Source organism: Bradyrhizobium zhanjiangense (assembly GCF_004114935.1).
Lineage (GTDB): Bacteria > Pseudomonadota > Alphaproteobacteria > Rhizobiales > Xanthobacteraceae > Bradyrhizobium > Bradyrhizobium zhanjiangense.
This window is the reverse complement of the sequence record NZ_CP022221.1, coordinates 8,418,950-8,443,677: the sequence shown is the minus strand read 5'-3', so window position 1 is coordinate 8,443,677 and position 24,728 is coordinate 8,418,950. Positions and strand designations below refer to the sequence as shown.

Genomic DNA, 24,728 nt, shown 5'->3' with positions numbered 1-24,728 from the left:
CGTCAGGGTAACGACAGGCCCGGCGTCTCCAATGCCAGCCATCCACCGTTATCAGTTGTGGGATCATCCTGCGGATCGGACGCCTCGTGGATCGACGTCTCGGTTCGCGGCGACGCAGCCGATCTCGCCGCGCGAGATACCGATATCGTGGAGCGCCATGTCGCCCAGTCGGGACAAGTTGGCCTTTAGCCATCGGCGTTCGTGTCTTTCGCGAAGGGCGGCGCGGTAATTGGCGAGCAGGTTCAGCCCAAGTCGAACCGGCGCGAGGGTTTGTCTCGATGCGGACAGGCAAAGCCTGAAGATAGAAATCATAGGCCGTAAGGTTGTTCGGCCGCCGTCGCGTCGCCAACGCAATTTCCGTTTGAAGCAATTTCGGCTCAATGGCCGAGACGACAGCAACGGCGACTTCGTCCTAGAGGGCGAACACGTCCGTCAGGTCGCGCTCCCGTCGGCCCAGATGTGCGCGCCTGTCACCGCATCGATTCTAATAGCCCACCTCGCCCCGCAAGGGGCGAGGTGCTGAGGCTCAGGAGCCCTCGAACTTGAACGATACGTTGAGCTTGGCGCGATAGGCCTCAACCTTTCCTTTGTCATCCAGTTGCATATCGAGCTTGACGACCTCTGCGATGCGAAGATCCCGGAGAGATTTTGCAGCTTGCTCGACCGCATTGGCAGCCGCCTTCTCCCATGAGTCGCTGCTGGTACCGACCAGTTCTATGACCTTGTAGACGCTGTCAGGCATGTCGTCCTCCTGTCCTGAACTTGAGGCCCGGTAATCTTGTCAGGTTCTTGGTGTGCCATTCCCGCAGTTGCGGGTTCTTGGATTTTTGGCCGACGGCAGGGTTCTTCACGACGGCGTCACTGAAGTGATCCATGCCCACGGCATGTGAACGACTTCTTGTCGCTATGTAGCGGGCAATGGAGACCGGTGAAGGTGGACAATCATCCAATCCGACCCGCGCTTAGCAACTACGAAAGTTACGCGGCCCTTACCAATCGTTTGCCGCCCGTCCTTCGTGCCCGTGAGCGTGTCAAAGCCAGTAATGACGACCGTGTTGTCATCCACCACGAGGCTTTCAGAACTGTCGAGGGTGGCGGTACGAGGCTTGCCGGTATTTAGCGCAACATCGAAATATTTGCGGATCTGTTCCGGCTTCGTCAATACGACCTTTCCCAATGTCCCAATCATCAATGCATCGGGCGCGTAGAGTTTGGCAATTGCATCCACGTCGGCATCGGTGAATTCTTTGCCCCATTTCGCTACGACTTGGTAAGCATCCTCCTTTGGCCCCCCATGAGCTAAGGAGACCGAGGCGACTAACATGACTGCTGATAAAACCTTTCGCATAGAAGCCTCCTTTGAAAGTTCAAATACTAGAACTAAGCAAGTGCGAGGGAAACCTCATAGGCGTTCGCTGATTTACTGACCCGCAGGCGATCCGCTTCCGCTCGTGATGCTGTGGACGGCTCCTCCACCGGCACGAGAGTGCCAAGGTATGGGCGCCGTTTTTGAGGCTCCCACGATTCGGAGGAGCAGCCTATGCAGTCAATTTCGACGATCGGTCTGGATATTGCGAAGTCGGTCTTTCAAGTGCATGGCGTCGATGCAGCCGGGCAAGTGGTCATACGGCGTCAACTCAAGCGCCGTTTCGTGCTGTCCTTCTTTGAGAAGTTGCCGTCGTGCCTGGTGGGGATCGAGGCTTGCGCATCATCCCATTATTGGTCCCGTGAGTTGCAGGCGTTGGGACATACGGTGCGATTGATGCCTCCGGCCTATGTGAAGCCGTACGTCAAGCGGCAAAAGAACGACACCACCGACGCGGAGGCGATTTGCGAGGCGGTCACGAGACCCAGCATGCGGTTCGTGCCGACCAAGACGGTCGAGCAACAGAGCTGTCTGATGCTTCATCGAGCGCGCCACCTCTTCATCCGCCAGCAGACTGCCGTCATCAATTCAATCCGCGCCTATCTTGCCGAGTTCGGGATTGTCGCCCCGGTCGGGCGCCGGGGCGTCGATCAGTTGCTGGAAGTCGTCGCCGATACAGCTGACCGCCGGCTCCCGGAGGTGGCCCGCGCATGTCTTGCTGTTCTCGGCAGTCAATTGCGGGCGCTGAAGGTGCAAATCCTGGAGTTCGACAGGCGTATTGTCGCCTGGCATCGATCGAGCGCGACGAGCAAGCGACTGGACGCGATCCCTGGTGTTGGTCCGGCGCTGGCAACGGCGCTGGTCGCGAGCGTTGCTGATGCCAAGGCGTTCCGATCGGGTCGAGACTTCTCGGCCTGGGTTGGGCTCGTGCCGAAGCAGAACTCGAACGGAGGCAAGGACAAGCTTGGCAGTATCAGCAAGCAGGGCGATCGCTATTTGCGCAGCCTGTTCACGGCCGGCGCACTCGCCGTGATCCGCTATGCCAAAATCCATGGAACGGGGCGTCGACCCTGGCTCTCCGCATTGCTGGCGCGGCGAGCAACTAAGGTCGCTGCCATCGCGCTCGCCAACAAACTCGCCAGGATAGCCTGGGCGATGATGGCGAGGAACGAACGCTACAAGGAACCCGCCGCTCTCATGGCGTAAACGAGATTACGCCGGACATGCCGGTGTGACGTAACGGTTGGAAGGGCGAACAGCACTTAATGCAGCGCCGGTCGATCCGGCGATCAGGACAACCCACATGGGCCACGGCATCTCCGAATGCGTGCTTTTGATCGGGACCTGATCCGCGGAGGGCATTATGGCCAGCGGTCACGTGAACCGCGCAAACAGGCCGAACACATGGCCGCTCCGACCAACGCCGCAAAGTGAAGATTCTCCTTGCCAACCCGGAGCCGTCCACACATGGCCCATCAGCGAAGTGGCGGCACGCCTCATTGAGGTCCGTTCAATGGGGCATAGCGGGCTGGATCTGCTCACGTTGAGTTCTTCGCATTTTGACCCTTAACGGAAGTGATAACCAGCATTAGGCGGGCAGTAGCCCAATGATGTCCTTGGCTTTTAGTTCCTTCTAGCGTCGCGCATCGGCTCGGATACTTCCGAGAATCCCACATGCCGGGCGACAGCCAATCTCGATCAAGGCGAGCGGCATTGTCGATAGCCGCCACAATGGTTGCCCGTAGGTCGCGTTTCGAGAAGCCATAAGCCGTAGAGCAATCTGGTGGCACTAGGCCGACCTTCTTGTAGACCAGAGGATAGCGTTAGTGAGGATTGTCTGGTAGCGCGGGTCCTGCCAGACTGACACCTCGTGGCCGAGTGCCGAATAGAATACTCGTCCTTCGCCGAAAACTCGTTTCCAGGCGAGCGGCCAACCATAGAAGCGTTTATGCACACCGGCCTTGCTGAGGTCCACCGAGCTTTGGTCGAGACGCAGGAGCACGCGTGATCCGCGATGGTCGAAGTCGCTGATCTGGTAGATTTCATCGTTCAACTGCAATGAACTCCCGAGAAACGCCACCAGTGGATCTGCCGCATCAGCCACCTCGATAGTCACACCCTGATGCCAAGGATGACCATTGAAGTAGCCGCCAATCAGATCGAGATAGTCTGGCCAAGTGTAGAATGTGTCCGTGGCCGAGTGAACGCCGAGGAAGCCGCGGCCCGAGCGCACAAAGTTGAGAAGTGCCATCTTTTGGACGCCGCTCATCGGAATTTCACCGGTTGTGTAGAACATCACAGCGGCGTACCGCTCAAGATTTCCGATCGAAAATTCAGACAAGTCTTCCGATGCGATGATTTCAAAGGCGCCGGAATTCCTTCCAAGCTGCATCAGGATTGCCTCGGAAAGCGGTATGACGTCGTGCCGATAGCCGGCCGAGTATGTGAAGTAAAGCACACGTTCTGGCGGGCGCTCTGCACGCGCGCCGAGCGGTCGGATTGCCGCCGCGCTGCTGACGAGCGCGATGAACTCGCGTCGCGTCAATCCTCTCCCGATGCCTAACCGGCCAGAAAAGCTTAACACATATCAGCGTGCGGCGCGCCCTGCGGTACCGCCCGGTTTGATGCCCACGGTTCAGTTGATGCCTCGGCTTGGCAATGTCGCTCATTGGCCCCTAGACCTGCCGACTCCGAAAAAGTCCGCTTATCGGGGAGGACCGGAAGCAGCCGATGACTGGTCAAAACGACGCAACTGACCCGAAGCGGTCGTGGAGCGACCCGTCATTCGATTACCTCGTTTGCGAATGTGAGGAGTGTCGCCGGCAGCTCGAGGCCGAGCGCCTTGGCGGCCCTGAGATTGATCACCAGCTCGATTTTGGTCGACTGGATCACCGGCAGGTCGGCAGGCTTGGCACCCTTGAGAATGCGGCCCGTGTAGATGCCTGCCTGGCGATTCACCTCCCTGAAGTCGGGTCCATAGCTCATTAGCCCACCGGCTGTCACGAATGCACGCTCAAAGTAAAGCGTGGGAATGGCATAGCGCGCGGCTAGCGCGACTAGTTGATTGCGCCGGCTGAACAAGAATGGTTCGGGTTGAACAACGAGTGCAGCGGCGTGCTGCTGTACGAGGTCTGAAAAAGCCGTATCGATTTCGCGTTCATCGCGTGCGTAAACGATAATTAGCTGCTGTCCGAGCTTGCTCGCTGCTAGCTGCATGTCAGTCAAATCGAACGCAGCATTCGGACTGCCGGGGTTCATGAGAAAGCCGACCGCAACCGCCTTGGGCAACAAGTCGCGCAGCAATTCCAGGCGCTTTTGCCCAAGCTCCACTGCAATGGTACTCACGCCGGTGATGTTGCCGCCCGGACGGTTGAGACTAGCGACGAGGCCGAGCTTTACCGGGTCGCTCCCGAACGCGAACACGATCGGAATAGTTGAGGTCGCGTCCTTTGCGGCGAGTGCGGTGACCCCGCCGCCGCCAACGGCGATAATGGCTACTTGACGGCGAACAAGATCGGCCGCTAGCGCTGGCAACCGATCAAATTGACCCTCCGCCCAGCGGTACTCGATCGTTACGTTCTGGTCTGCGACAAAGCCAGTTTCTTTCAGGCCCTGCTGGAATGCGGCCACGAAGGGCGCGTAAGGGCCGGACGACGTGCTGCTCAAATACCCGATCACCGGCAACGTCGGCTGCTGTGCGCGCACTGTAAACGGCCACCCGGCGGCTGCGCCACCGACAAGCGTCAGGAAGTCTCGTCGCCTGATCGTGCTCGACCACTTCCGGCTCGGCATAGACGCAGATTAGCACAAGTCCGAGTTCCGGGGAGCGCTGCCGTCCTTAACATGAGTCAGGTATTGGCCTTGGCTGTGTACACAGCCAGGGCCGAAAGCGAAGAAGATCGAAATGCTTCCCGGATGATCCGGTATCACGGGTATACCGGACTTAGGCCGCGCGGTCCTCGAACGTCGCTTTTGACCCTTTTGCGACATCCGCAGCTCTATGGAACTTGGATTACGATATGATTGTTCAAGCCACTGCACTGTTGTTCAAGCCACTACCCAACGGTCTGTTAGAGGCTTAAGCTGCTAGCCGCTGAGCGAGGCAGCGGCCATGAGACGGCGCGAGTTTCTCTTCCTGCTCGGTGGCGCGGCAGCTGTGTGGCCGCTTAGGGCGCACGCCCAGCAGCCCAAAAGAATTCCGCGGCTATGCTTCCTTACATTCGACCCCGGCACCTTGCACTCGCGGTCGCCACGGTTCGATCCGTTCTTTGACGGCCTGCGCGATCTCGGATACGTGGATGGTCGGACCATCGCGATCGACTATCTTTCGGCGGACAGACAGGGCGAACGGTTTCCCGCTCTTGCTACCCAATGTGTCGGCCTCAACGCGGACATCATAGCCGTCAGCACCACTCCGGCCGCTCAGGCCGCAAAGAACGCAACCCGCACGATTCCAATTGTGATGATTGCCGTCGGCGACCCCGTGGGAGCTGGTCTCGTAGACAGTCTCGCCCAACCCGGCGGGAATATCACCGGGCTGTCACTGATGGTCCCAGAGGCTGCGGCGAAGCGTCTTGCCTTGTTGAAGGAGGCGGTGCCTGGAATTGCGCGGGTGCTCGTGCTGTCCTACCTCGCCGACCCAATCGGGCCGTTGCAGGTGAAGGCGTTGAGGGACGCGGCCGCTTCGCTGGGGTTGACACTGCAAATCCGCGACGTTCGGACTGGGGATGACCTGCCCGCTGCGTTCGAGGCTGCGGCCAAGGAGCGTGCTGAAGGGGTCCTCACCGGAGCGGAGAGTCTGTTCGTTGTCTACGGCGGGCGAGTTGCAGAACTCGCAGGTCGCTACCGACTACCCGCGATATACCCGTTTACGGCCCAAGTCGTCGAGGCCGGTGGCTTGATGGCCTATGACACAAGCATCGCTGATCTTTATCGACGCGCCGCCACCTATGTCGATAGGATATTGAAGGGCGCCAAACCGTCCGATCTGCCGATTCAGCAGCCGACCAGTTTCCAGTTCGTCGTCAACCTTAAGACCGCGAAGACACTCGGCTTCACCTTCCCGCCCGGGCTACTCGCCATCGCCGATCAGGTGGTTGAGTAGTTGGCGCATGTCCGTTTCTGGCCCTTCGCGACACATTGCACCGCCACGCATCCTCGGTCGCTAACGGGGCATAGCGGAAATCGACAGGCCGCCGCCTATCGTAGAGGACGACGCTCGTGACCCATTTCTGACGTCGAGACGGAAGGGCGGTCGCGACGCAAGCCTTAGACTTGTGGAATCCAATCCATCAAGCCGTCCTATAGCTCGCGGCGCCTAGTTGGGTCCGACCACCACGCCCCGCAGCCCGGCCCGCTCGATTGCTGATTTGACGAGCCCCTCTGCCTTCGCGTCCTTAACGAACTTTTCGACGTAGGCTGCTGCGGCGCTTCGGCCCTTTGGAACTCCGATGCCGATGGGCTCCACAAGGATGCTGCCGTCGAGAACGCGGGAGCCTTGCCGGCTTCCCGCCCCGGCGAAGAGAGCAGTTTTTGTTGCGGCGATTACATCCACCTTGCCCGCATCCAACAGGGCGAAGAGCTCGGACACATTCGCGGCACGGACCAGCGTCGCCTTCTTGAGCGTCCGGCTAAGCAGAACGTCGGCCCCGGCCTTTTCAAGCACCCCGATCCGAACTCCATCTTTGTCGACGTCGGCCCCACTCGTCACCTGGATATCGGCACGCACGAGGTATCCCTGCTCGACTTCCATGTACGGCGGCGAAAAGTCCAGCAGCGCCGCGCGCTCACGATTGATCCCCATCAGGGCAATATCCCAGGCCCCCGTGCTCGCAGCGGCCAACACCTCGGGCAATGTGGCGTAGGTGATCGGCTCGAACGGCACACCGATCTGCCCCGCCAACGCCTGACCAAGGTCGATTGCAACACCCTTCAGCTCGCCTGTGGAGCGATCCTTGGTTGCGTAGATGGGCCCCAGCAGGAAGGCGACGCGGAGCTTTCCTTGCGGTGCTACATCGGCGCCTGGCTCCGAGTATGCGGCCGGTCCCATGGCCGCAGAGGTGATCAAGACCCCGGCAACAAGGGCACCAAGCGAAAGGCGTATCTGCATTGTGCTCTCCCGATACCGCCGTAGTGTCTAAATTTGGATCACCGTTAGCCACGCTGAATGCTGGCGGTTCATTTGCAGTTAGGGAACGCACGGCTGCTGGGCGAAACGCAGCTGCCAAAAGCGCGCCCAAGGCACCAAACGAATGGCCGACCAGATGCCCCCATCACCGAGCAGCGCAGCAATATTTCCTCAAGGTCTTGCCTAACCGCAGGTGGCGGACTTTTCCCGTAGCCTCGCCGGTAGACGACTTCCGCTCTTCAGGCCATGTCGCTTGACCACCGAGCCTGCCGAAAGCGTTTGTCCTCAAACATAAGCTCGATGCTGTTCTCGGGGCAAGAGAGCGCCTGACCGCTTCTGGCCCATCTGCGAAGTGTCCGCACAACTCGTCGAGGTCCGGACAGCGGGATATAGCGGACTAAATGTGCTCACGTTGAGTTCTTCGCATTTTGACCCCTTGCGGAAGTCGGCTACCAGAATCACTGCAACGCACAACGTCCCATTAGTGTCAGCGGTGTAGTAGGGTTAGGCTGCTCGGCGTTGCGATGCATGAGTTAGCTCGTGATCCAGGTTGCGACGGTCGGCTGCCGTCGTCCCTCAGTCGCAGACCACGCCCGTATTTTGGGTTTTAGGCGGCTGATGGCGCTACTCTGCATATTTGCGCACGCGATTAGGTTAGAGGGAGGAAATGTCATGTTCGACCTCAATTCATCTCCGTTGGCGCGTCGTTCTTTTCTTGAAGCTTCCGTGGGAGCCATGGCTGCGGGATTTGCTGCACAGGCCTTGCCTGCCCTTGCGCAGACGCCGACCGACGTCCCGTCCAACTTCTTCCCGGGCTTCCGACGCCACACAATCCAAACTAGTGGAGCGACCATCAATGTGCTTGTCGGAGGCAATGGCTCACCGATCTTGCTTCTGCATGGCTATCCACAAACTCACGTTGAATGGCGTAAGATCGCTCCTCAGCTTTCGACAAACTACACGGTGGTCATTCCAGATCTCCGGGGCTACGGCGACAGCGGCAAGCCAGAAGACGGTGACAATCACATCAATTATTCAAAGCGCGCCATGGCTTTGGACCAAGTCGAAGTAATGGAACAGCTTGGTTTCAAACAATTCGCGATGGTTAGCCATGATCGAGGGGCGCGCGTAGGCCATCGCTTGGCACTCGACCATCCGGACAGGCTCACCAAACTGGTTATGATGGACATCATCCCCACCCATTACATGTACAAGACGACGGATCGGCAATTCGCGTCCGCTTACTTCCACTGGTTCTTCCTCATCCTTCCCGCTCCGTTTCCTGAAACCCTCATCGGGAATAACGTCGATACGGTACTAAAGCTCTTCATGGGATCAGCAATGCCAAAATACATTGAGCCGGAGGCTTATGCTGAATATCGCCGATGCTTTAGTGATCCGGCCGCCATTCACGCTTCTTGCGAGGACTATCGGGCGGCGGCCTCGATAGATCTAGTCCACGACGAAGCCGACATGGACAAAACGATCGCGTGCCCGGTTTTGGTGCTTTGGGGCGCGAAGGGCCTCGTCGGCCGAAAATACGATGTGCTCGCAATATGGCGAGAGCGAGCGACACAAGTATCGGGCAAGGGTTTGGCGTCTAGCCACTGGCTGGCCGAAGAGGTGCCGGATGAGACGTTGGCCGAAGTGAAACAATTCCTTGCTGCGTGACAACCTACAGCCAGTCTGTGGTTGCAGGTCTCTGCCAGAAAACCGCTACTTTTCCGAAGGTCGGCTCTTGGCCTAAGCGTCGAACCAAGCCCCTCACTTGGGCGTCGGCTGTTTGGGGGAGACCAGACGTGATTGCAGGTATACTAAATCGACGCAAATGCCCGAGGCGGACTCCGGGCGGTAGTGGTCGAAATGCTTCATACGCACCACGGTCGATGAGGTGGGCACTACGTATCGCGAGCGCACGATGACAGGCCGCCCGGTTGCGCTCGGAGCGGAGCCGCTGCGGCCGCGACTACTCAGAAGCCTTGCGTGCTCCCGGGGAGGGAGCTAACCTTTCTTGCGAGCACACTCAGAATCCCGTGCCCGGTGGTAAGTCGGATTGGAGGGATGAAATGGGTGAGCATCTGTCCCGCCGCAGCTTCATTCGACTTGCGGCGACCGCATCTCCAGTCGTTGTCATCGGCTTCGACCCGAGCGCGCGATCCTGGATCACACGTGCGCGGGCCGACACTGGGCGATGGGAGGACCTGCCGAAGCTCGACGGCAGCCTGCTCCAGGACGAGGCGTCGCGCCAGGCGAGCGCCGTCGACCGGGGCAACATGTTCCACCATGTACCGACAGCCGTGCTCAAACCGGGCTCGGTGCAGGATGTTGTCGCGATGGTGCGCTTCGCGAACCACCATGCGCTCAAGGTGGTAATGAAGGGCCAGGGCCATTCGCGCTACGGCCAGACCCAGGCGGAAGCGGGCATTGTCATTGATTCGAGTACGCTGAACCGCGTGGAGCGTCCCATCGATCGAAGCATTGATGCGCAGGCAGGCGCGTTCTGGGGCGATGTCGCCGAGATCAGCCTGGCGGATGGCCTGATCCCGCCTGTCATGCCGGACACGATGACCTTAAGTGTCGGTGGGACCCTGAGCGTCGGTGGGTTGGGCACCACGAGTCAGCACTTCGGGGCACAGGTCGACAACGTCGCCGAGTTGGAGGTGGTGACTGGCGACGGACGCCTGCTGGTCTGCTCACCCACGCGCGAGAGTGATCTGTTCGATATGACGCTGGCCGGGATGGGCCAGTGCGGGATCATCGTGCGTGCGAGGCTGACGCTCATGCCCGTGCGCAGCCACGTGGTGCTGCAGAGCCTGGTCTACGAGGACCTCGACGCCTACCTGGCGGACCAGCACCGGCTGGCGGTGGACGGGCGCTTCGACCACCAATCCGGGGCCGCAGTCCGGAGTAACGACGGCAAGTGGACCTTCACTCTCGTGGTCGGGGGCGTCTATACGCCACCAGAGGAGCCTGACCTCGCCGCAATGACACGAGACCTGCGGCCAACATCCCGAAAGGCTCCCGTGCATTTGGCACAACGGGATTATCAGCACCGCAACACCGAGCGGAACGCCGCCTTTGAGAAGGACTGGAAGGCAGGTCGCTTGAGTCCGAACATTGCGATGTGGATCCCAGCTTCGGCCACGAAAGAGTTCGCCGCATCTTTCCTCGCGTTACCGCCGGAGCAGTCCGCGCTGTCCTTCTTCCCGTTCGGGACGATCAACACGAAGCGGTTCAGGCGCCCGTTGTTCAAGGTGCCAAGCGAGGACGTGGCCTTCACGATGTGGCTGTTCCGGAGCGTCGCGCCCGGCCAGCAAGCGGCACTATCGGCCCTACTGGAGAGCAACCGGGCGCTGCTGGCCCGGATGACCGCGGTCGGCGGGAAGCGCTACCTCCCATATTCAATGATCATTCCACAGTCTGAGTGGGTGGAGCATTTCGGGCCGGACGTCTGGCAGAGATTCGCCAAAGCAAAAAAGGAGTACGATCCGAACGGCGTGTTGACACCAGGGACAAGGATGTTCGGCTGAAAGCTCGTCTCAGCACGCTCCTCGCCGGCGAACAGAGGGAGGCGAGGCGTTGATCCGCTACCTGCCATACGGCCGATGATATCTTTCTCGAGTGCTACGCCTTGGTTCAGCGCGGCTGACGCCCCGAGCATTATCGATTGGCCGAGCGAGGGTGGTCTGGCGCGGCGATCGTAGCATCCCTCTAAAATTCTACTCACCGGCGTGAAACAAGTTTTTCAACAGTATCCGCCAATAGCGGCCAGCCAGTGATAGTCAGCTTCTGTGCCCTTCGCGACATATTGCACCGCGACGCCAACTCGGTCGCAAACGGGGCATAGCGGAAATCGACGGGTGGCTATCTATCGCAGAGGGAGGCGCTTTTGACCCGAAGCTGTCGTCGCCATGAAAAGCTCATTGTGGCGCACGAACCCCTGTGACAAAATGCGAACGACCGTGATGGCTGCGAGGGGGGATGCGAGCGATACCCACACGCCGGAGGCTACCAGCCATGACGATTTCGCGACGCACGTTTCTCGCAACGACTGGCGGCGCCACGCTTGCCGTGCTCCGCGGGCCAACCCCCGCCCATGCTGCGGTGCAGGGCATCGATCATTTGGTTATCATGTTCAAGGAATTGGAGCCCGCTATCGCGGCATATCGCGATCTCGGCTTCACGGTAGTGCCAGGCGGTGAGCACCCCGCGGGCACGCACAATGCCTTGATCGCTTTCGCAGACGGCTCCGAACTCGAGCTGATCGCCTTCAAGCGGCCAAATGACCAACATCGCTGGTGGGATGTGGCCCAGGCCGGCGGCGGCTTCATTGATTTTTGCGTGGTCAGCGACGATGTCGCAGCGGACATTCGAGCCTTCCGCGATGCGGGAGCGAAGGTCAACGATCCCGTTCCTGGCGGCCGTGTGCGTACCGACGGCGTTAAGCTTTCGTGGGTAACTGCCTCTGCGCCGAAACCTTTCATGTTCCAGGTGCCGTTCTTCATCCAGGATCACACGCCCCGCGAGGAGCGCATCCCGAAGCAGAAGAACCATGCTAACGGTGTCGCTGGCATTGCCAGCATTACAGTCGCGACGGACGACGTGGCGCGGGTGCGTGGCTGGTGGAGCCCGGTGCTGCACCAGCCCGGCGCCGACATTCAGCGTGACGAAATCGATGCGGCCGGGGTGCGCTTCATTGCGGGCACGCATGCGCTCGACTTCGTTGGACCGAGAAGCGCGTCGAGCCCAATCGACGCCTGGCTCAAGGCGCGCGGTCCTTCCCCCTACGGGATCGCCCTTAAGACGAGCAGCGGCAAGACCGGTCCGCTAGACGAGGCAAAGGCGGGAACCCGCATCACCCTCGTGTAGTCACGGCCCGGATGGCGATGACTGCTCCTGGCCCCTTTGAGACATGCTAAACGCTCTGAGCAATGTCCGTGTTCGGGGGTAAAGCGGAAAACATTTGCTCGGTTCGAGTGTTCCGCGTTTTGACCCAGAGCGGCCCTCGGCGGTCCTTTGCGTTTGGTAGATTCCCTATTCGATCACCTCGTCGGCAATGTCGAGCAGGCCCGCCGCGATGGCGAGGGCGAGCGCTTTGGCGGTCAGCATCACTGGTAGGTCGTCCAGCTTCTCGCCCTTGAGAACGCGGCCGGTGTAGACGCCGGCGTAACGAAACGCGTTAAGCCCGGAACTCCTCCATCCCGGACGACATAGGCCCAGGGACTTTGCACCAAATTCAGCTCGATCAATACCCGGGAGAAACCGAATCCCACGACCCACGCATCAAAGCTCATGCATATCCGGCGAAACGTCTCCGCATCGAGATGGCGGATGACATAGGCGCCGAGCGGTACCCCGATCGCAACGCAGGAACAAACACCCATAAGATGTTCTGGCTTTCAGCCGTAAACAGGCCAAGCTGGTAATAGACGATGGCGGTCACGCTCGACTCGGTCACGCGAACCAATGCGAGACCGGCCCGAAACTCGGTTTTGACCAGACCTTGGTTGTTGAACAGGATCGCCAGCGGCGGTCCCGAGATGGTGGTGACCGAATACAGGATGCCCAGCGCAGTTCCAAAGGGAAGACCGACCCACCATGTCTGCCGAATTGGTCTCCGCCAACCGGCGGCCTGAACCAGGATGAGGGCAGAATGAGTGCGTAGGTCCCGAGTTTGATCCAGCCTGGCTGAAGCGTAGCGAGAACCAAGGCTCCGATTCCGATGCCGGGCAGGAGCCCGGTGATGATTGGAAACACCCTCTTCCATACAGCTGCAACGCCGTTCGGATTGATGAATAGAACGTAGAAGTTGGTGGCCACCTCGACCAGGACGACGGCGGGATTCAGGATGCGGTTTGCATAGAAAACGAGAGCCAACCGGCACGTTGAGCGAGGAAAACCCATAGCCGAGCGCGCCATTTGCGAAGGCTGCAAGAAACGCGACGCCGGACAGATGGCAGCATCCGACTACGTCCCAATCTTCTTCAAAATACCGCTTGCATCTGGCGGGGCGTCCACAGATGAGTACACGGCCTTCTGTAATGGGCCCGATGATGTCAAGCCTCCCGAGTGAACGTCACGCCGCCGAGCTCATGCTTCTGTCCGTGGTCAACGCCTAGCCGCCACATCATGCTGTCAGAGGGAGCGGTGAGCCTATCTAGATGCGCGTGGTCCGTCAGATGACGGCCACTGGGCGTGTAACGGCTTCACCGGATCCACCGTCCCGGCGACGGGACTTCGGGCACCGGGCTCAGTTCAGCCCGGTTGCATTCCAACTCTTCTCCTCGTGTTCTATGCTGCGATCGGGCCCGCGTCTGTCCATCGGTAAGTTGTGCCGTCGACCCAGATTCGATGCAGGATCACTGCGAGCTTACGTGCCAAGGCGACTTTTGCGCGCTTCGAGCCTCGCCGCTTGGCGACGTCCATCCCCCAGCGCTTAAGTTTTGAGAATCGCGTGATGCGCGATAGCAGAACGTTGGCGGCCTCATACAACACTGTGCGCACCATCTCGTCTCCGGCCAGCGTGATTCCGCCCGTGATGTCCTTTTCTCCTGATTGGTATTTCTTTGGCGTGAGCCCGAACAGCGCGCCTGCCGCCTTCGATTTCGCGATGCGACGAGGGTCATCAATCGCCGATTTGTAGGTAATGGCCACCAAGGGACCAACGCCTGGCACTGTCATCAGCCGGCTACAGACCGCATCGTCACGCACAGTTGCCAGCACAGCTTTGTGTAGCCTTCCGTACTCCGCCTTCAAGGCAGATCGCGCCGAAAGCATCGCACCGGCAATGCGCTCTAATGTCGCCTGCCCAGCCACCAACTCTCGGATCCGCGCTTCGAAATTCCTCCGCGTCACCGGGCCAACCTTCAGCCCGAAGCCGCGCAAAATCCCTCGGATGCTTAATTCCACATCGATGAGTCGCCCAAAGAAGCTGTTTGCGTGCGATCAGGAGTGCCCGGATCTCCTGCGCACCGACCGACTTTGCGTGTACCGGCTGGAACCAGCCCATCCGAATCAACTGGGCGATCCCGCGGGCATCCTTGCGATCCGTCTTGACCGTCATCGCCGATAATGCGGCCTTTACGTGCCGCGTTTCCAGTAGAACCGTTTCGAATCCTGCCTCTCTCAGCCCCGCATGCAGCCATTGAGACAGCGGCCCAGCCTCCAGCCCGATCCGCTTCACTGCAAAGCCGAGCGTCTCAAAAAACTCAACTAAGGCGTCGGGTTCGCTTGCGACCTTCGCCTCCCTCAGGACCTTACCCTGGGCATCCACAACACACACGCTCGACAGTTCCAATGACACGTCGATTCCGGCATAGTTCTCCACGGCTGTCCTCCGTCTCTAGATGCTTGGGGCCGACTCAAGTCGTGACCCCGTTTCATCATCTATCGGGGGACAGCCACCATCATGACCCCTTGCTCGGAGCAGGGCCCATTACGGCATCTAGTTGATCGTCGCGCTCACATTAATTACCGATGCGCCGGAAGCCTTCGGACTCTGCCCCGTAGCCTTGATAACGAATGTATCGCTTCCCTTGTATCTAACCTTGGGCTTGTACTCGTAAGTGGTCGGATTGAGCTTCTTCAGTTTGCCGTGTGCCGGCTTCTGCAAAATCTCGGAACTACTCACGGTGCCCCGCATGGGGATCGAAAACAGACAACTTCCTCCTGATGTGACGGTAATGTCGGCAGTCGAGTTCTCCCCCCAATCCGCCAGTCCTACCAATTTTGGACAGTCAGAAGCGGCCAGCGCTAGAGACACGGACACTGAGCTTGTTGCTCCAACGATAAGCGCGAAGACAGCGACCTTAGACAACCGCATTGGACTTCCTTGTTTTCGTGCAACAAATTTCCAAATCTTTATCATCGCCGATGCGATTTATGTTTTGGAGGGGCTGTTCCGGCAATTGCCCGATACCACGCGGCGTCTGACTGAACGCGCGCCTTGGCAGCGGCAAGATCGGATTGTGCCCAACAGAACTGACTTAGCCCGAGGTAGCAATCGGTGCGCGCCGGTCCAGCCGGTACCGCTTCGCAACTACGCGCCCACGCGACATTCGCAAAGCTCGGCAGCAAGATTGCGGCGAACGTTGCGATCCAATGTCTCATGTCGCCTCCAAGCCTTGTTTGCGGGCTGGAATTTTGCACCTGCATTCGTCGGCTGTCAGCGATAAAGCGGACATTGCTGGACCTTCACCGCCGTTTTTGACCCTGGCTGTGTGAAAACGCTGGGCTGCTGTTATGATTCTCCTGTGATTCTTTGGGGGAATCGATGAGGCGCTTCGTTGAAGAGGCGGATCGTGGGCAGCGGACGCTGTTGCCTGAATGCCTCGATGATTTCATTGACGAGAACAACCCTGTTCGCGCGATCGACGAGTTTGTCGATGCGCTTGATCTGGCCGAGATGTGCTTCGGCGGAGTTGCGCCGGCGGCGACTGGCCGGCCGTCGTATCACCCCTCGGTTCTCCTGAAGCTTTACATCTACGGCTATCTGAACCGGGTACAGTCAAGCCGGCGGCTGGAACGAGAGGCTGGACGGAACATCGAGGTGATGTGGCTGCTGGGTCGGCTTGCTCCTGATCACAAGACGATCGCGGACTTCCGCAAGGACAACAGCGTCGGGCTGCGTAAGGTCTGTGCGCGTTTTGTCGAGCTCTGCCGCGGGATGGGTCTTCTCACGACGGCGAGCGTCGCCATCGATGGGAGCAAGTTCAAGGCCGTGAACAACCGGGACAGGAACTTCACGCGCGCGAAGGTGGAGTGGCGGCGTGCTCAGTTGGAGGAGAGCGTCGCGCGCTATTTGAGCCAACTTGACACGGCCGACCGACAGCAGCCGAGCGAGGCGCTGGCGGCGAAGGTGACGAGGCTTACCGAGAAGCTGACGAAGCTGAAGGGGGAGATGGGCAAGCTTGCTGCCTATGAGAAGCAGATGCTTGCTTCGCCGGATCAGCAAATCTCCCTGACCGATCCGGATAGCCGTTCGATGGCAACCAGTGGCCGTGGATCCGGCGTTGTCGGCTACAATGTCCAAGTCGCCGTCGATACCGACAATCACCTGATCATCGCGCATGAGGTGACGAACAGCGGCTCAGATCGGGCACAACTTGCCAATATGGCCAGGCAGGCGAAGGCTGTTCTGAAGGCTGAGACGCTCGAGGCCGTTGCCGATCGCGGCTACTTCAGCAGCCCGGAGATCCTCGCCTGCCACGAGGCCGGCATCACGGTAACTCTGCCTAAGCCGATGACTTCGGGCGCCAAGTCGGACGGACGCTTCGGTAAGCAGGACTTTGTCTATTTGCCGGAGGAAGACGCCTATCGTTGTCCGGCCGGGGAGCGATTGCCGTATCGCTATACAAACGAAGAAGCCGACAAGATGCTGCGGTGATACTGGACCAGCGCCTGTAAGAATTGCTCGATCAAACCCCAGTGTACGCCCGGGTCAGAGCGACGGATCACGCGATGGGAGCACGAGGATCTGCTCGACGCCGTGCAGCAGCGGCTCGATGCGAACCCGCTCGCTATGCGCCTTCGTCGCGAGACTGTCGAGCACCCGTTCGGCACGATGAAGGCACGCATGGGAGCAACGCACTTCCTGACCAAAACCCTCCCAAAGGTAGCCGCCGAGATGGCCCTCTCGGTTCTGGCCTACAATCTGACCCGAGCAATGAATATCCTCGGGATCAGGCCGCTGATCGCCGCGATCGCGGCCTGAGACCGGACCAGTTTTGGCTTCAAGACTGATGGTCCTGTAAGGCCGTTTTTACACGGCCAAGACCCTTAGGCGACATCCACCCCTTCGAAATTCCGTGGTGCAGTAGTCTCGTGCTGCAGCGTCGTGTGCTATTGTTGCCGCCTACCGAGGAGGTGAGGAGCCCCTTGTTCGACGTGCGACGACGGAAATTTGTCACGCTCCTCGTCGGCGCGGCGACGTGGCCACTCGCGGCGCGCGCGCAGCCGGTCGGGAAGAGATACACGATAGGCTATCTCGGCGCAGGTTCGCTCGTTCTCGTGGAGGCGATCGCAGCTTTCACCGACGCTTTGCGTGAGTTGGGATGGATCGAAGGAAAAAACGTCGCCTTCGAACGCCGCTTCGCGGAAAATCAGCCCGAACGGCTCGCTGAGTTTGCGGCAGAGCTTGTTCACCTTAACGTCGACGTCATAGTCACAGAGGGAACTCTCGCGCCGCTCGCCGCCAAGCGGGCGACCTCAGCAATTCCAATCGTCATGGCCGTCGCCGGCGACCCCTTGGGGAGCGGGCTCGTTGAAAGCTTGGCGCGACCTGGCGGTAACGTCACGGGAATGAGTCTCATGGCACCGGAGCTTGGTGGTAAGCGCCTGGAATTCCTCAAAGAGCTAGTTCCTCGACTCGGTCGCGTGGCAGTGCTTTGGAATGCGACCAACCCCTATGCGGCACTCCTGTACGAACAGACCCAGGCCGCGGGTCGGACGCTTGGGATCGAGGTTCAATCGCTGGAGGTGCGCAGCCCGGACGACTTCGATAGTGCCTTCGAAACGGTGAGACAGCACCACCCCAACGCGTTGATCACGGTCGAAGACCCTCTCACCGGTTCAAATCAAAAACGTATTGCAGACTTCGCCGCCATCGACCGATTGCCGTCGCTTTTTGGATATAGAGAGAGTGTTTCAGCGGGCGGCCTCATGTCCTACGGGGCAAATTTCGCTGACTTGTTTCGCCGTGCCGCCGGCTACGTCGACAAGATCCTCAAGGGCGTCAAGCCAGCGGATCTTCCAGTTCAGCAGCCAACCAAGTTCGAGCTGGTCATCAACCTCAAGACGGCCAAGGCGCTCGGGCTTGAGTTCCCGGCGAGCATCCTTGCCCGCGCGGACGAGCTGATTGAATAGTGAGGTTATGTCGTTATGTCGCCTTGTGGCCCGAATGCGAAGTCCGGACGGCGTCTCCGGTTGTCGGCTCATGAGGTCGACCGGAAGCAACCGGCCGACCTTCGGAACGGCGCTCATGACCCTGAGCCGACATTACCGCGCTCATAGCACTACAGCGCCGTACAGAGAAGACCCAAAAGCTGCTATACTCGCGAGCGGTCTCTGGCTGGGGTCGCACATGAGACGACGCGAATTCATCACATTATTCGGCAGCACGGCTGCGATGTGGCCACGCCTAGCGCGCGCACAACGGCAGGGTCGTATCCCCAAAGTTGGCGTCCTCTGGCATGCCGCGAACATCGAAGAAGAAACTCCGTACTATCAGTCACTGGTTGAGGGTTTCAGAAAGCTGGGCTATGTCGACGGACAGAACATAACGCTAGAACATCGCTTTCCTAATGAAGTGCCCGACGTTTTCGGCAGGATGGCAGCCGAACTCGTATCTTTAAAGTGTGATGTATTGGTTGGCGCCGGGGCAGCTGGACCGCACTTAAAGATGGCGACAAAAACAATTCCAATAGTATTCATGTTCGGTTTTGACCCTATCGGAGCCGGCTTAGTGGAAAACTTTGCACGACCCGGTGGGAATGTTACGGGATTATCGAATTTTTCCGTCCAGCTAAGTGCGAAGCGGTTGCAGTATCTCAAAGAGATTGTCCCGACGGTTACGCGCATTGGATTGCTAATCAACCCAAATGTCAAAATATCGAGCCTGTATGTTCAAGAGGCAACGGAGGCTGGGAGCAAGCTCGGCATCGATACCCAAAGTTTCGAGGTGCGCTCGCTCAGCGACTTCGAGCCCGCATTTGACGCGATGGTAAAGGTTGGCATGCAAGGGGTGGTCGCCAACGGCGAAAGCTTGATCTTTCAGGCCAGGAAAGTGATCGCGGATCTCGCCCTTGCGCGTAATCTGCCGAGCTGCGGCTACGTAAGAGAGCTTCTTGAGGCTGGAGGTCTTATCTCCTATGGAGTTGACCAGCGTGCGATGGCTCGCCGTGCGGCGGTTTACGTTGATCGGATTTTGAAGGGTGAAAAGCCCGCCGAAATGCCCGTGGAGCAACCCACCAGATTTGAGCTGCTCATCAACCTAAAAACCGCCAAGGCGCTCGGTGTGATCGTGCCTCCTACATTGATTGCCCGCGCCGACGAGGTAATCGACTAACTTCATGCTGCAAGTGCGATAGACCGTTGTTGGCCCTTCGCGACATATTGCACCGCCGCGCGATCTTGGTCGCTAACGAAGCATAGCGGAAGTTGACAGACAGCCGGAGGCGAAATCACGAAGAATAGGTAAGCATCCGGTGACGCCCCCTGGTTAGAAGCTTTGGGCGGATGGTCACGAATGAAACACAATGCAGCACCGATGAATGCAATCCGACCCACTCGCCGATCCCTGCACACCGATAGTTCGTGGCGATCAGGCATGCGGGCCTATTCCAATTGCATTCGGACGCCCCTGGCACCGTTGAGTAGACGTTTCAGATGAAAGCCGGCCAGCGGATCTTCCGCATGCATGCCGACCAGCGCGGCAAAAGCCGGTATGGCCGCGGTATCGCCGGCCTCGAGTCTTGCGAAAGCCTCCGCATATTCCGCCGTCGCCGGCGCCTTGAACGCGGCTGGCCTCAATGGCTCGTACGCGCGCAGCGGCTCGCTGCGTCCCCGCAGGACAAGATCGCCGATCGGGCGACCCTGAAAGTCTTCGGCACGCTCGGCGATGGCTGCGCTGACGCAAATGCGCGTGCCCAGAAACTTGTTCGCGGCCTCAAGCCGCGCCGCAGTATTGATGGTATCGCCGTGGGCGGTGTAGTCGAAAAAGCGGCTACCGCCGAAATTGCCAACCAGCGCGGGGCCGGCATGCGCCCCGATGCGAGTGATGCCGAAATTTACGCCTCTCATCTTCCAGCGCTGTCGAAAGTCGCTGGCCCACTCGTCGAGGTCGTGGGCGCAAGCAATCGCGCGTGTTGCGTGGTCCGGCTGGTCTTCTGGGGCATTAAACAGAATGTGAATGGCATCGCCCATCACCTTCGCCACGGTGCCTTCGTGCACAAAGACGATGTCGGTCATGCCCGCCATATATTCGTTGAGCAATGTACCTAATACTTCTGGTGCAATGCGTTCCGCCGTCGCGGTGAAGCCGGTGACATCCGTGAACATCGCCGCAACGTCGCGGCGGCAGACCTCCATGCCGGTGCCTTCGACATCGGCAGCAAGCCGGCTTGCGAGCTGTGGCGAGAAATAGCGCGATAACGATGCATGCGCGCGTTCGGCCTGGATCTGACGCCGGCGAAACTCGCGCATCATTTCAACGTGGCGGAGCGTCTTGTCAATGGTCCTCTCAAAATCGGTGAAATCGATGGGCTTGGTAAGGAAGTCAAAGGCGCCGCGATTCATGGCCGTGCGGATGTTGCTCATGTCCCCGTAGGCGGAGACGATGATCGTCCACTTCTTGTCTTCCGCCTCCTGGAGCTTCTGCAGGAGCGACAGCCCATCCATTCTCGGCATTTTGACATCCGACACCACCAAATCGACATGCGGGTTCTGTTCGAGCAATTGCAGCGCCTCAATGCCGTCACGGGCAAACATGAAGTGCACCGTGCCCTCGCGGATCTGCCTGCGGAATTTCTGCAGGACCAGCGCCTCCAGGTCGGGCTCGTCATCGACAACAAGGATGGTCGCCCTCATGCAGCCTGCTCGAGCCTCGTGTCGATTTCCTGCCGCAGCAGCGTGAAATCGATCGGTTTCGTCACAAGACCAATTGCACCACGCTCGATCGCTTTTCGGCGTGTGTCTTGGTCGCCATAGGCAGTGATCATGATCACGGGAACGTCCGGTCGCGCTGCACGCACCATCGGCAGCATCTCCAGCCCGCTCATGCCGGGCATGTTGATGTCCGACAGGATCAGGATGAGCGTGGCATCCCGGATCTCGACGGCGCGTTGCAGCGCCACGGATGCCGAGGGGGCGAACTCGATGAGGAAGCGGCCAGCGCGCAAGTCGCGCCGGAACTGCTGACGGAACAGGGCTTCGACATCAGGCTCATCATCGACGACCAGAATATAGACGGTCAATTTTGCCTCCATTCTGCACTTTTGCGGCCGCAGTACATGGCAGCGTAATAATGAACTCAGTGAAAACGCCTGGCTCGGTCTCGACGTCGATTTTGCCGCCGTGCTGCTTCACGATGATGTCGTGGCTCATCGAGAGGCCAAGCCCGGTTCCTTCGCCTACGGGTTTGGTGGTGAAGAAGGGATTGAATATCTTCTCTTTCACCTCGGGTGGGATACCGGTCCCGTTGTCGCGAATCCGGATTTCCACCTCGTCGCCGAGGGCCTTGGTGCTCGCGACAAGCGTCGGTTCGAATGCTTCGTCGGCCGATTCCTTGCGCTTGGACGCGGCGTAGAAGCCATTCGAGATCAGATTGAGGAACACCCGCGTGATTTCCTGGGGGTAGATGTCGACCATGCCCGCGTTGGGATCAAGGTCGCGCTTGAGCGTGATGTTGAAGCCAGATCTCTCGGCGCGCGCGCCGTGATAGGCTAGATTGAGGCTCTCCTCGACGATCGCGTTGATATCGGCAGGACGGCGCTCGCCGGATCCCTCGCGGGAATGCAACAACATGTTCTTGACGATGGAGTCGGCGCGCTTACCATGTTCCACGATTCTTTCAAGATTTCTCTTCAGCGTTGCCGTAAGTTCTTCGATCTCCTCACGCGCCGTATCTGATTTGAGCATGTCGTTGAGCTCGTCGATCAATTCCGAAGACAGCGCCGAGAAATTGTTGACGAAGTTGAGCGGGTTCTTGATTTCGTGAGCGATACCGGCAGTGAGCTGACCAAGGGACGCAAGTTTCTCCGTCTGGATCAAGCGGTCTTGCGCGGCACGCAAATCGTTCAGCGATTGCGACAGCTCTCTCGTGCGTTCACGCAGTTCATTCAGCAGGGTCGCATTTTCGATTGCGATTACGGCCTGGTTGGCGAAATTGGCAACGAGCTCCGTCTGCTTCTCAGTGAATGGCTTCACCTCCTGGCGGAAAATCGTGATCGTGCCGATCAACTCGTCCACCTTCAGCATGGGCACGATGACGACCGTCCGAGCTCCGGCAAGATCGGCCAGGGCGCGAACGTTCGGATTGCCTTGGAGATAAGGCGGCTGTGTCCTGATGTCGTCGATGTGAACAGTTTGATGGGTTCTCTCGACAATTCCGAGCCCGCTCTCCGGATGCGGGCGGATGAGCTGATAGAGCTGAGTGTCTATATAGGCCTGCGGCGCGTTGTATAGCGAGACCGTACGAAAGCCGCCTTCCTCGTAAAGGGTCATGGTGCCGAACTTGGCGCCGCAGATCCGCGTCGCATTTTCCAGCATTTTTTGGAAGATCGGCTCCAACTCTCCGGCCGACGAACTGATAATTTCTAGGACTTCGGAAGTCGCTGTCTGTTGCTCCAGCGACTCGGTCAAGTCGCCAGTGCGTTGACGCAGCTCCCTGAGCAGCCGCGTGTTCTCAATCGCGATGACCGCCTGCTTGGCGAAGTTTGTGACGAGGTCAGTCTGCTTGTTGGTAAAAGGCCGCACTTCCCGGCGGTAGATCGCAATCGCGCCGACCAAATCGTCATCCTTGAACATCGGAACCAGGAGTAGCGTGCGAATGCCGGCCACTTCAACGGCCGCCACAGGCAGCGGATCGCCGTCAAGATACGAGCGACTTTCGCGCATATCGGGTATCTGCACCGCTCTTCGCGTTTGCATGACGAGGGTCAGCGGGGCGTGCGGGCTGGGATGATAGAGGGTTCCGCTCCGCCATTGCTCGACGTAGGCAGCGGCCAGTGCACCGTGGATCGCCGCGCTGCGGAACGCGCCACCTTCGCGAAGCCACATCACTCCATAGCTCGCTTCGCACAGCCGAGTCGCATTCGCCAGCATGGCCTGAAAAACCGGCTCCAATTCGCCCGGAGAAGAGCTAATGACCTGCAACACCTCCGCGGTCGCCGTTTGCTGTTCGAGCGACTCCCTTAGTTCAGTTGTTCGGGACTCGACCTTCTTTTCCAAATCCGCGTAAGAGTCCTGCAGGCGCGCGCCCATCTCGTTGAACTGGTCGGCTAGGCCCTCCAATTCGTCGCCGGTCTTGATTGAGATGCGCTGGGCGAGATCGCCGGCGCCGATGCGCGCGGCACCGGCACGCAGCGCCTGTATGGGGCCGACCATGCGTCGCGCCAACAAAATTCCTGCAAGTACTGCGAACAGGGATGCCGCAAGGAGCAGGATCGCGAGCCGCTGCAAGGCGGCGTAGAGCGGGGCATAGGCTTCCTCAACCGGCAGTTCCACGAACATGGTCCAACCCAGCGGAGAGATCGGCGCGGATGCCGTCAGCACCTCTTGCCCCTGGATATTCAGCGCGCCCTGCAGCGCCTCGGCCGTGCCGTCGCTGTGGCCGGCCTGCGCTGCCCGCACCTGGACGAGCTTGGACATATCGGTATTGCGCAAGACCAGGCTGATATCGGGATGTGCGATCAGCCGCCCTTGCGCGCCCACGACATAGGCGTGACCGTGTTCGCCGACCTTGATTTGCGAGACCACGTCCCAGATCAGCTTCAGATTGACCTCGCCGATACTGACACCGGCATCCTTCCGCGTGCCAGCCACCGCTAACGTCATGTACGGTTCGGACTCCCGGCGAAAATAGACCGGCCCGTAATAAACTTTGTGGGCGACGGCCTCGGTGAATTTCGGCTCCTTGGAAAGATCAGGTCCGCTGTCGATTGTGTCCATGGCCAGTTTGGAGACGCGCAGCCGGTCCCGGCCGCTCGAGTCGACCTGCGCGAGCTCCATGAGCGCTGGCACCTGATGCAGCAATCGCAAGGCATCAAAGCGTCGCTGTTCGATCGAGCCCGCCGACCACGGCAGTTGGGTGGTCCAGCCGAGCTGGCTCTCGATTTCTTTGATGAACTGGCTGATCTTGGCCGCTGCGGCCTCCGCCTGTTCATGCTGAATCCGGATCAGCGACGCCTTGTGCTCACGATAATAGAAAAATACCTCGAAGATGCCGTTGGATAACAGCGCGATGCCGACGACGGCAACAAACAGCGCAACGTATTTGGTGAACAGTCGGCTCCGCGTTCTCGCCGTCGATGAAGCCGGCCCCGACCCAGTGCTCGCCAGCGGCGATCCCGCTAGCGTCCGACCCTGCGACGTACCCGGGTGGACGGAGATGCTCATTACTGAAGTCTAGCAGCAATACCCAAGTTTGTCCTCATGCTGCAGCGCAGGAGAGGCTGAAATGCTAAGTCGACGCAAGCACTGATCTCTACCAATCGTTGCGCTGAACGGAGATCGGCGAAG

Annotated in this window: 19 protein-coding genes and 2 pseudogenes; 8 read left to right on the top strand and 13 right to left on the bottom strand. The window is 59.4% G+C overall.

Annotated elements, in window-relative coordinates:
• Positions 1–63: 63 nt before the first annotated feature.
• From XH85_RS48180 to XH85_RS40285, 3 genes are all read right to left on the bottom strand, one after another.
• A complete protein-coding gene (locus XH85_RS48180; RefSeq protein WP_128936369.1) occupies positions 64–312 on the bottom strand; it encodes a YjiS-like domain-containing protein in 249 nt (82 codons plus the stop codon).
• A 214-nt stretch (positions 313–526) separates the two neighbouring features.
• Positions 527–742, bottom strand: a complete 216-nt coding sequence (locus XH85_RS40295; RefSeq protein WP_035699963.1) for a dodecin family protein — start codon at positions 740–742, stop codon at positions 527–529.
• Positions 743–904: 162 nt separating this feature from the next.
• Entirely contained in the window at positions 905–1,348 is a 444-nt protein-coding gene (locus XH85_RS40285; protein WP_128936368.1) for an SgcJ/EcaC family oxidoreductase, read from the bottom strand.
• 192 nt (positions 1,349–1,540) lie between these two features.
• Between XH85_RS40285 and XH85_RS40280 the strand changes: the two genes are divergently transcribed.
• Positions 1,541–2,572, top strand: coding sequence for an IS110 family RNA-guided transposase (locus tag XH85_RS40280; protein WP_128936367.1), 1,032 nt, complete (start codon positions 1,541–1,543; stop codon positions 2,570–2,572).
• A gap of 583 nt (positions 2,573–3,155) precedes the next feature.
• Here XH85_RS40280 and XH85_RS40275 read toward each other — a convergent pair.
• Positions 3,156–3,911, bottom strand: coding sequence for a ThuA domain-containing protein (locus XH85_RS40275; RefSeq protein ID WP_128936366.1), 756 nt, complete (start codon positions 3,909–3,911; stop codon positions 3,156–3,158).
• A gap of 236 nt (positions 3,912–4,147) precedes the next feature.
• Positions 4,148–5,044, bottom strand: coding sequence for an ABC transporter substrate-binding protein (locus tag XH85_RS40270; protein WP_245474305.1), 897 nt, complete (start codon positions 5,042–5,044; stop codon positions 4,148–4,150).
• Between the two features lie 433 nt (positions 5,045–5,477).
• Between XH85_RS40270 and XH85_RS40265 the strand changes: the two genes are divergently transcribed.
• Positions 5,478–6,470, top strand: a complete 993-nt coding sequence (locus XH85_RS40265) for an ABC transporter substrate-binding protein (protein WP_128936365.1) — start codon at positions 5,478–5,480, stop codon at positions 6,468–6,470.
• A 213-nt stretch (positions 6,471–6,683) separates the two neighbouring features.
• Here XH85_RS40265 and XH85_RS40260 read toward each other — a convergent pair whose 3' ends face one another.
• Positions 6,684–7,475 carry a transporter substrate-binding domain-containing protein gene (locus tag XH85_RS40260; protein ID WP_128936364.1) on the bottom strand — a complete coding sequence of 264 codons (792 nt, stop codon included), beginning with the start codon at positions 7,473–7,475 and terminating at the stop codon, positions 6,684–6,686.
• Positions 7,476–8,165: 690 nt separating this feature from the next.
• Here XH85_RS40260 and XH85_RS40250 point away from each other — a divergent pair.
• The 3 genes from XH85_RS40250 to XH85_RS40240 all read left to right on the top strand — a co-directional run bounded on the left by XH85_RS40250 (position 8,166) and on the right by XH85_RS40240 (position 12,362).
• Complete coding sequence (locus tag XH85_RS40250) at positions 8,166–9,164, top strand: alpha/beta fold hydrolase (protein WP_245473861.1); 999 nt, start codon at positions 8,166–8,168, stop codon at positions 9,162–9,164.
• A gap of 395 nt (positions 9,165–9,559) precedes the next feature.
• The gene (locus XH85_RS40245) at positions 9,560–11,023 is read left to right on the top strand and encodes an FAD-binding protein (protein ID WP_128936363.1); all 1,464 of its coding nucleotides are present in this window, start codon (positions 9,560–9,562) and stop codon (positions 11,021–11,023) included.
• A gap of 574 nt (positions 11,024–11,597) precedes the next feature.
• Positions 11,598–12,362, top strand: coding sequence for a VOC family protein (locus XH85_RS40240; protein ID WP_164940891.1), 765 nt, complete (start codon positions 11,598–11,600; stop codon positions 12,360–12,362).
• A 165-nt stretch (positions 12,363–12,527) separates the two neighbouring features.
• On the opposite strand, the gene XH85_RS45660 is transcribed toward XH85_RS40240, so the two are convergent.
• The 4 genes and pseudogenes from XH85_RS45660 to XH85_RS46010 all read right to left on the bottom strand — a co-directional run bounded on the left by XH85_RS45660 (position 12,528) and on the right by XH85_RS46010 (position 15,315).
• Positions 12,528–12,773 carry a hypothetical protein gene (locus XH85_RS45660; protein ID WP_164940670.1) on the bottom strand — a complete coding sequence of 82 codons (246 nt, stop codon included), beginning with the start codon at positions 12,771–12,773 and terminating at the stop codon, positions 12,528–12,530.
• A 10-nt stretch (positions 12,774–12,783) separates the two neighbouring features.
• Positions 12,784–13,260 carry a hypothetical protein gene (locus XH85_RS47160; protein ID WP_245473860.1) on the bottom strand — a complete coding sequence of 159 codons (477 nt, stop codon included), beginning with the start codon at positions 13,258–13,260 and terminating at the stop codon, positions 12,784–12,786.
• 524 nt (positions 13,261–13,784) lie between these two features.
• Positions 13,785–14,820: pseudogene (locus XH85_RS40230) on the bottom strand (IS110 family RNA-guided transposase).
• 117 nt (positions 14,821–14,937) lie between these two features.
• Positions 14,938–15,315 (bottom strand): hypothetical protein, encoded by a 378-nt coding sequence (locus XH85_RS46010; RefSeq protein WP_128936361.1) that lies wholly within the window; start codon positions 15,313–15,315, stop codon positions 14,938–14,940.
• A gap of 450 nt (positions 15,316–15,765) precedes the next feature.
• Between XH85_RS46010 and XH85_RS40220 the strand changes: the two are divergent.
• From XH85_RS40220 to XH85_RS40210, 3 genes and pseudogenes are all read left to right on the top strand, one after another.
• Positions 15,766–17,205: pseudogene (locus XH85_RS40220) on the top strand (IS1182 family transposase).
• A gap of 173 nt (positions 17,206–17,378) precedes the next feature.
• Positions 17,379–18,356, top strand: a complete 978-nt coding sequence (locus XH85_RS40215) for an ABC transporter substrate-binding protein (RefSeq protein ID WP_245473704.1) — start codon at positions 17,379–17,381, stop codon at positions 18,354–18,356.
• A 217-nt stretch (positions 18,357–18,573) separates the two neighbouring features.
• On the top strand, positions 18,574–19,557 hold the full coding sequence (locus tag XH85_RS40210; protein WP_164940630.1) for an ABC transporter substrate-binding protein: 984 nt from the start codon (positions 18,574–18,576) through the stop codon (positions 19,555–19,557).
• A gap of 269 nt (positions 19,558–19,826) precedes the next feature.
• On the opposite strand, the gene XH85_RS40205 is transcribed toward XH85_RS40210, so the two are convergent.
• Genes XH85_RS40205 through XH85_RS40195 form a run of 3 tightly spaced genes read right to left on the bottom strand, consistent with a single transcriptional unit; the run spans position 19,827 to position 24,605 of the window.
• On the bottom strand, positions 19,827–21,077 hold the full coding sequence (locus XH85_RS40205; protein ID WP_128936358.1) for an adenylate/guanylate cyclase domain-containing protein: 1,251 nt from the start codon (positions 21,075–21,077) through the stop codon (positions 19,827–19,829).
• Entirely contained in the window at positions 21,074–21,463 is a 390-nt protein-coding gene (locus XH85_RS40200; RefSeq protein ID WP_128936357.1) for a response regulator, read from the bottom strand. Before XH85_RS40200 ends, XH85_RS40205 begins: the two co-directional genes overlap by 4 nt.
• Positions 21,435–24,605: a GAF domain-containing protein gene (locus XH85_RS40195; protein WP_128936356.1), complete on the bottom strand. Its 3,171-nt coding sequence runs from the start codon at positions 24,603–24,605 to the stop codon at positions 21,435–21,437. The genes XH85_RS40200 and XH85_RS40195 overlap by 29 nt, the downstream gene beginning before the upstream one ends.
• Positions 24,606–24,728: the final 123 nt, after the last annotated feature.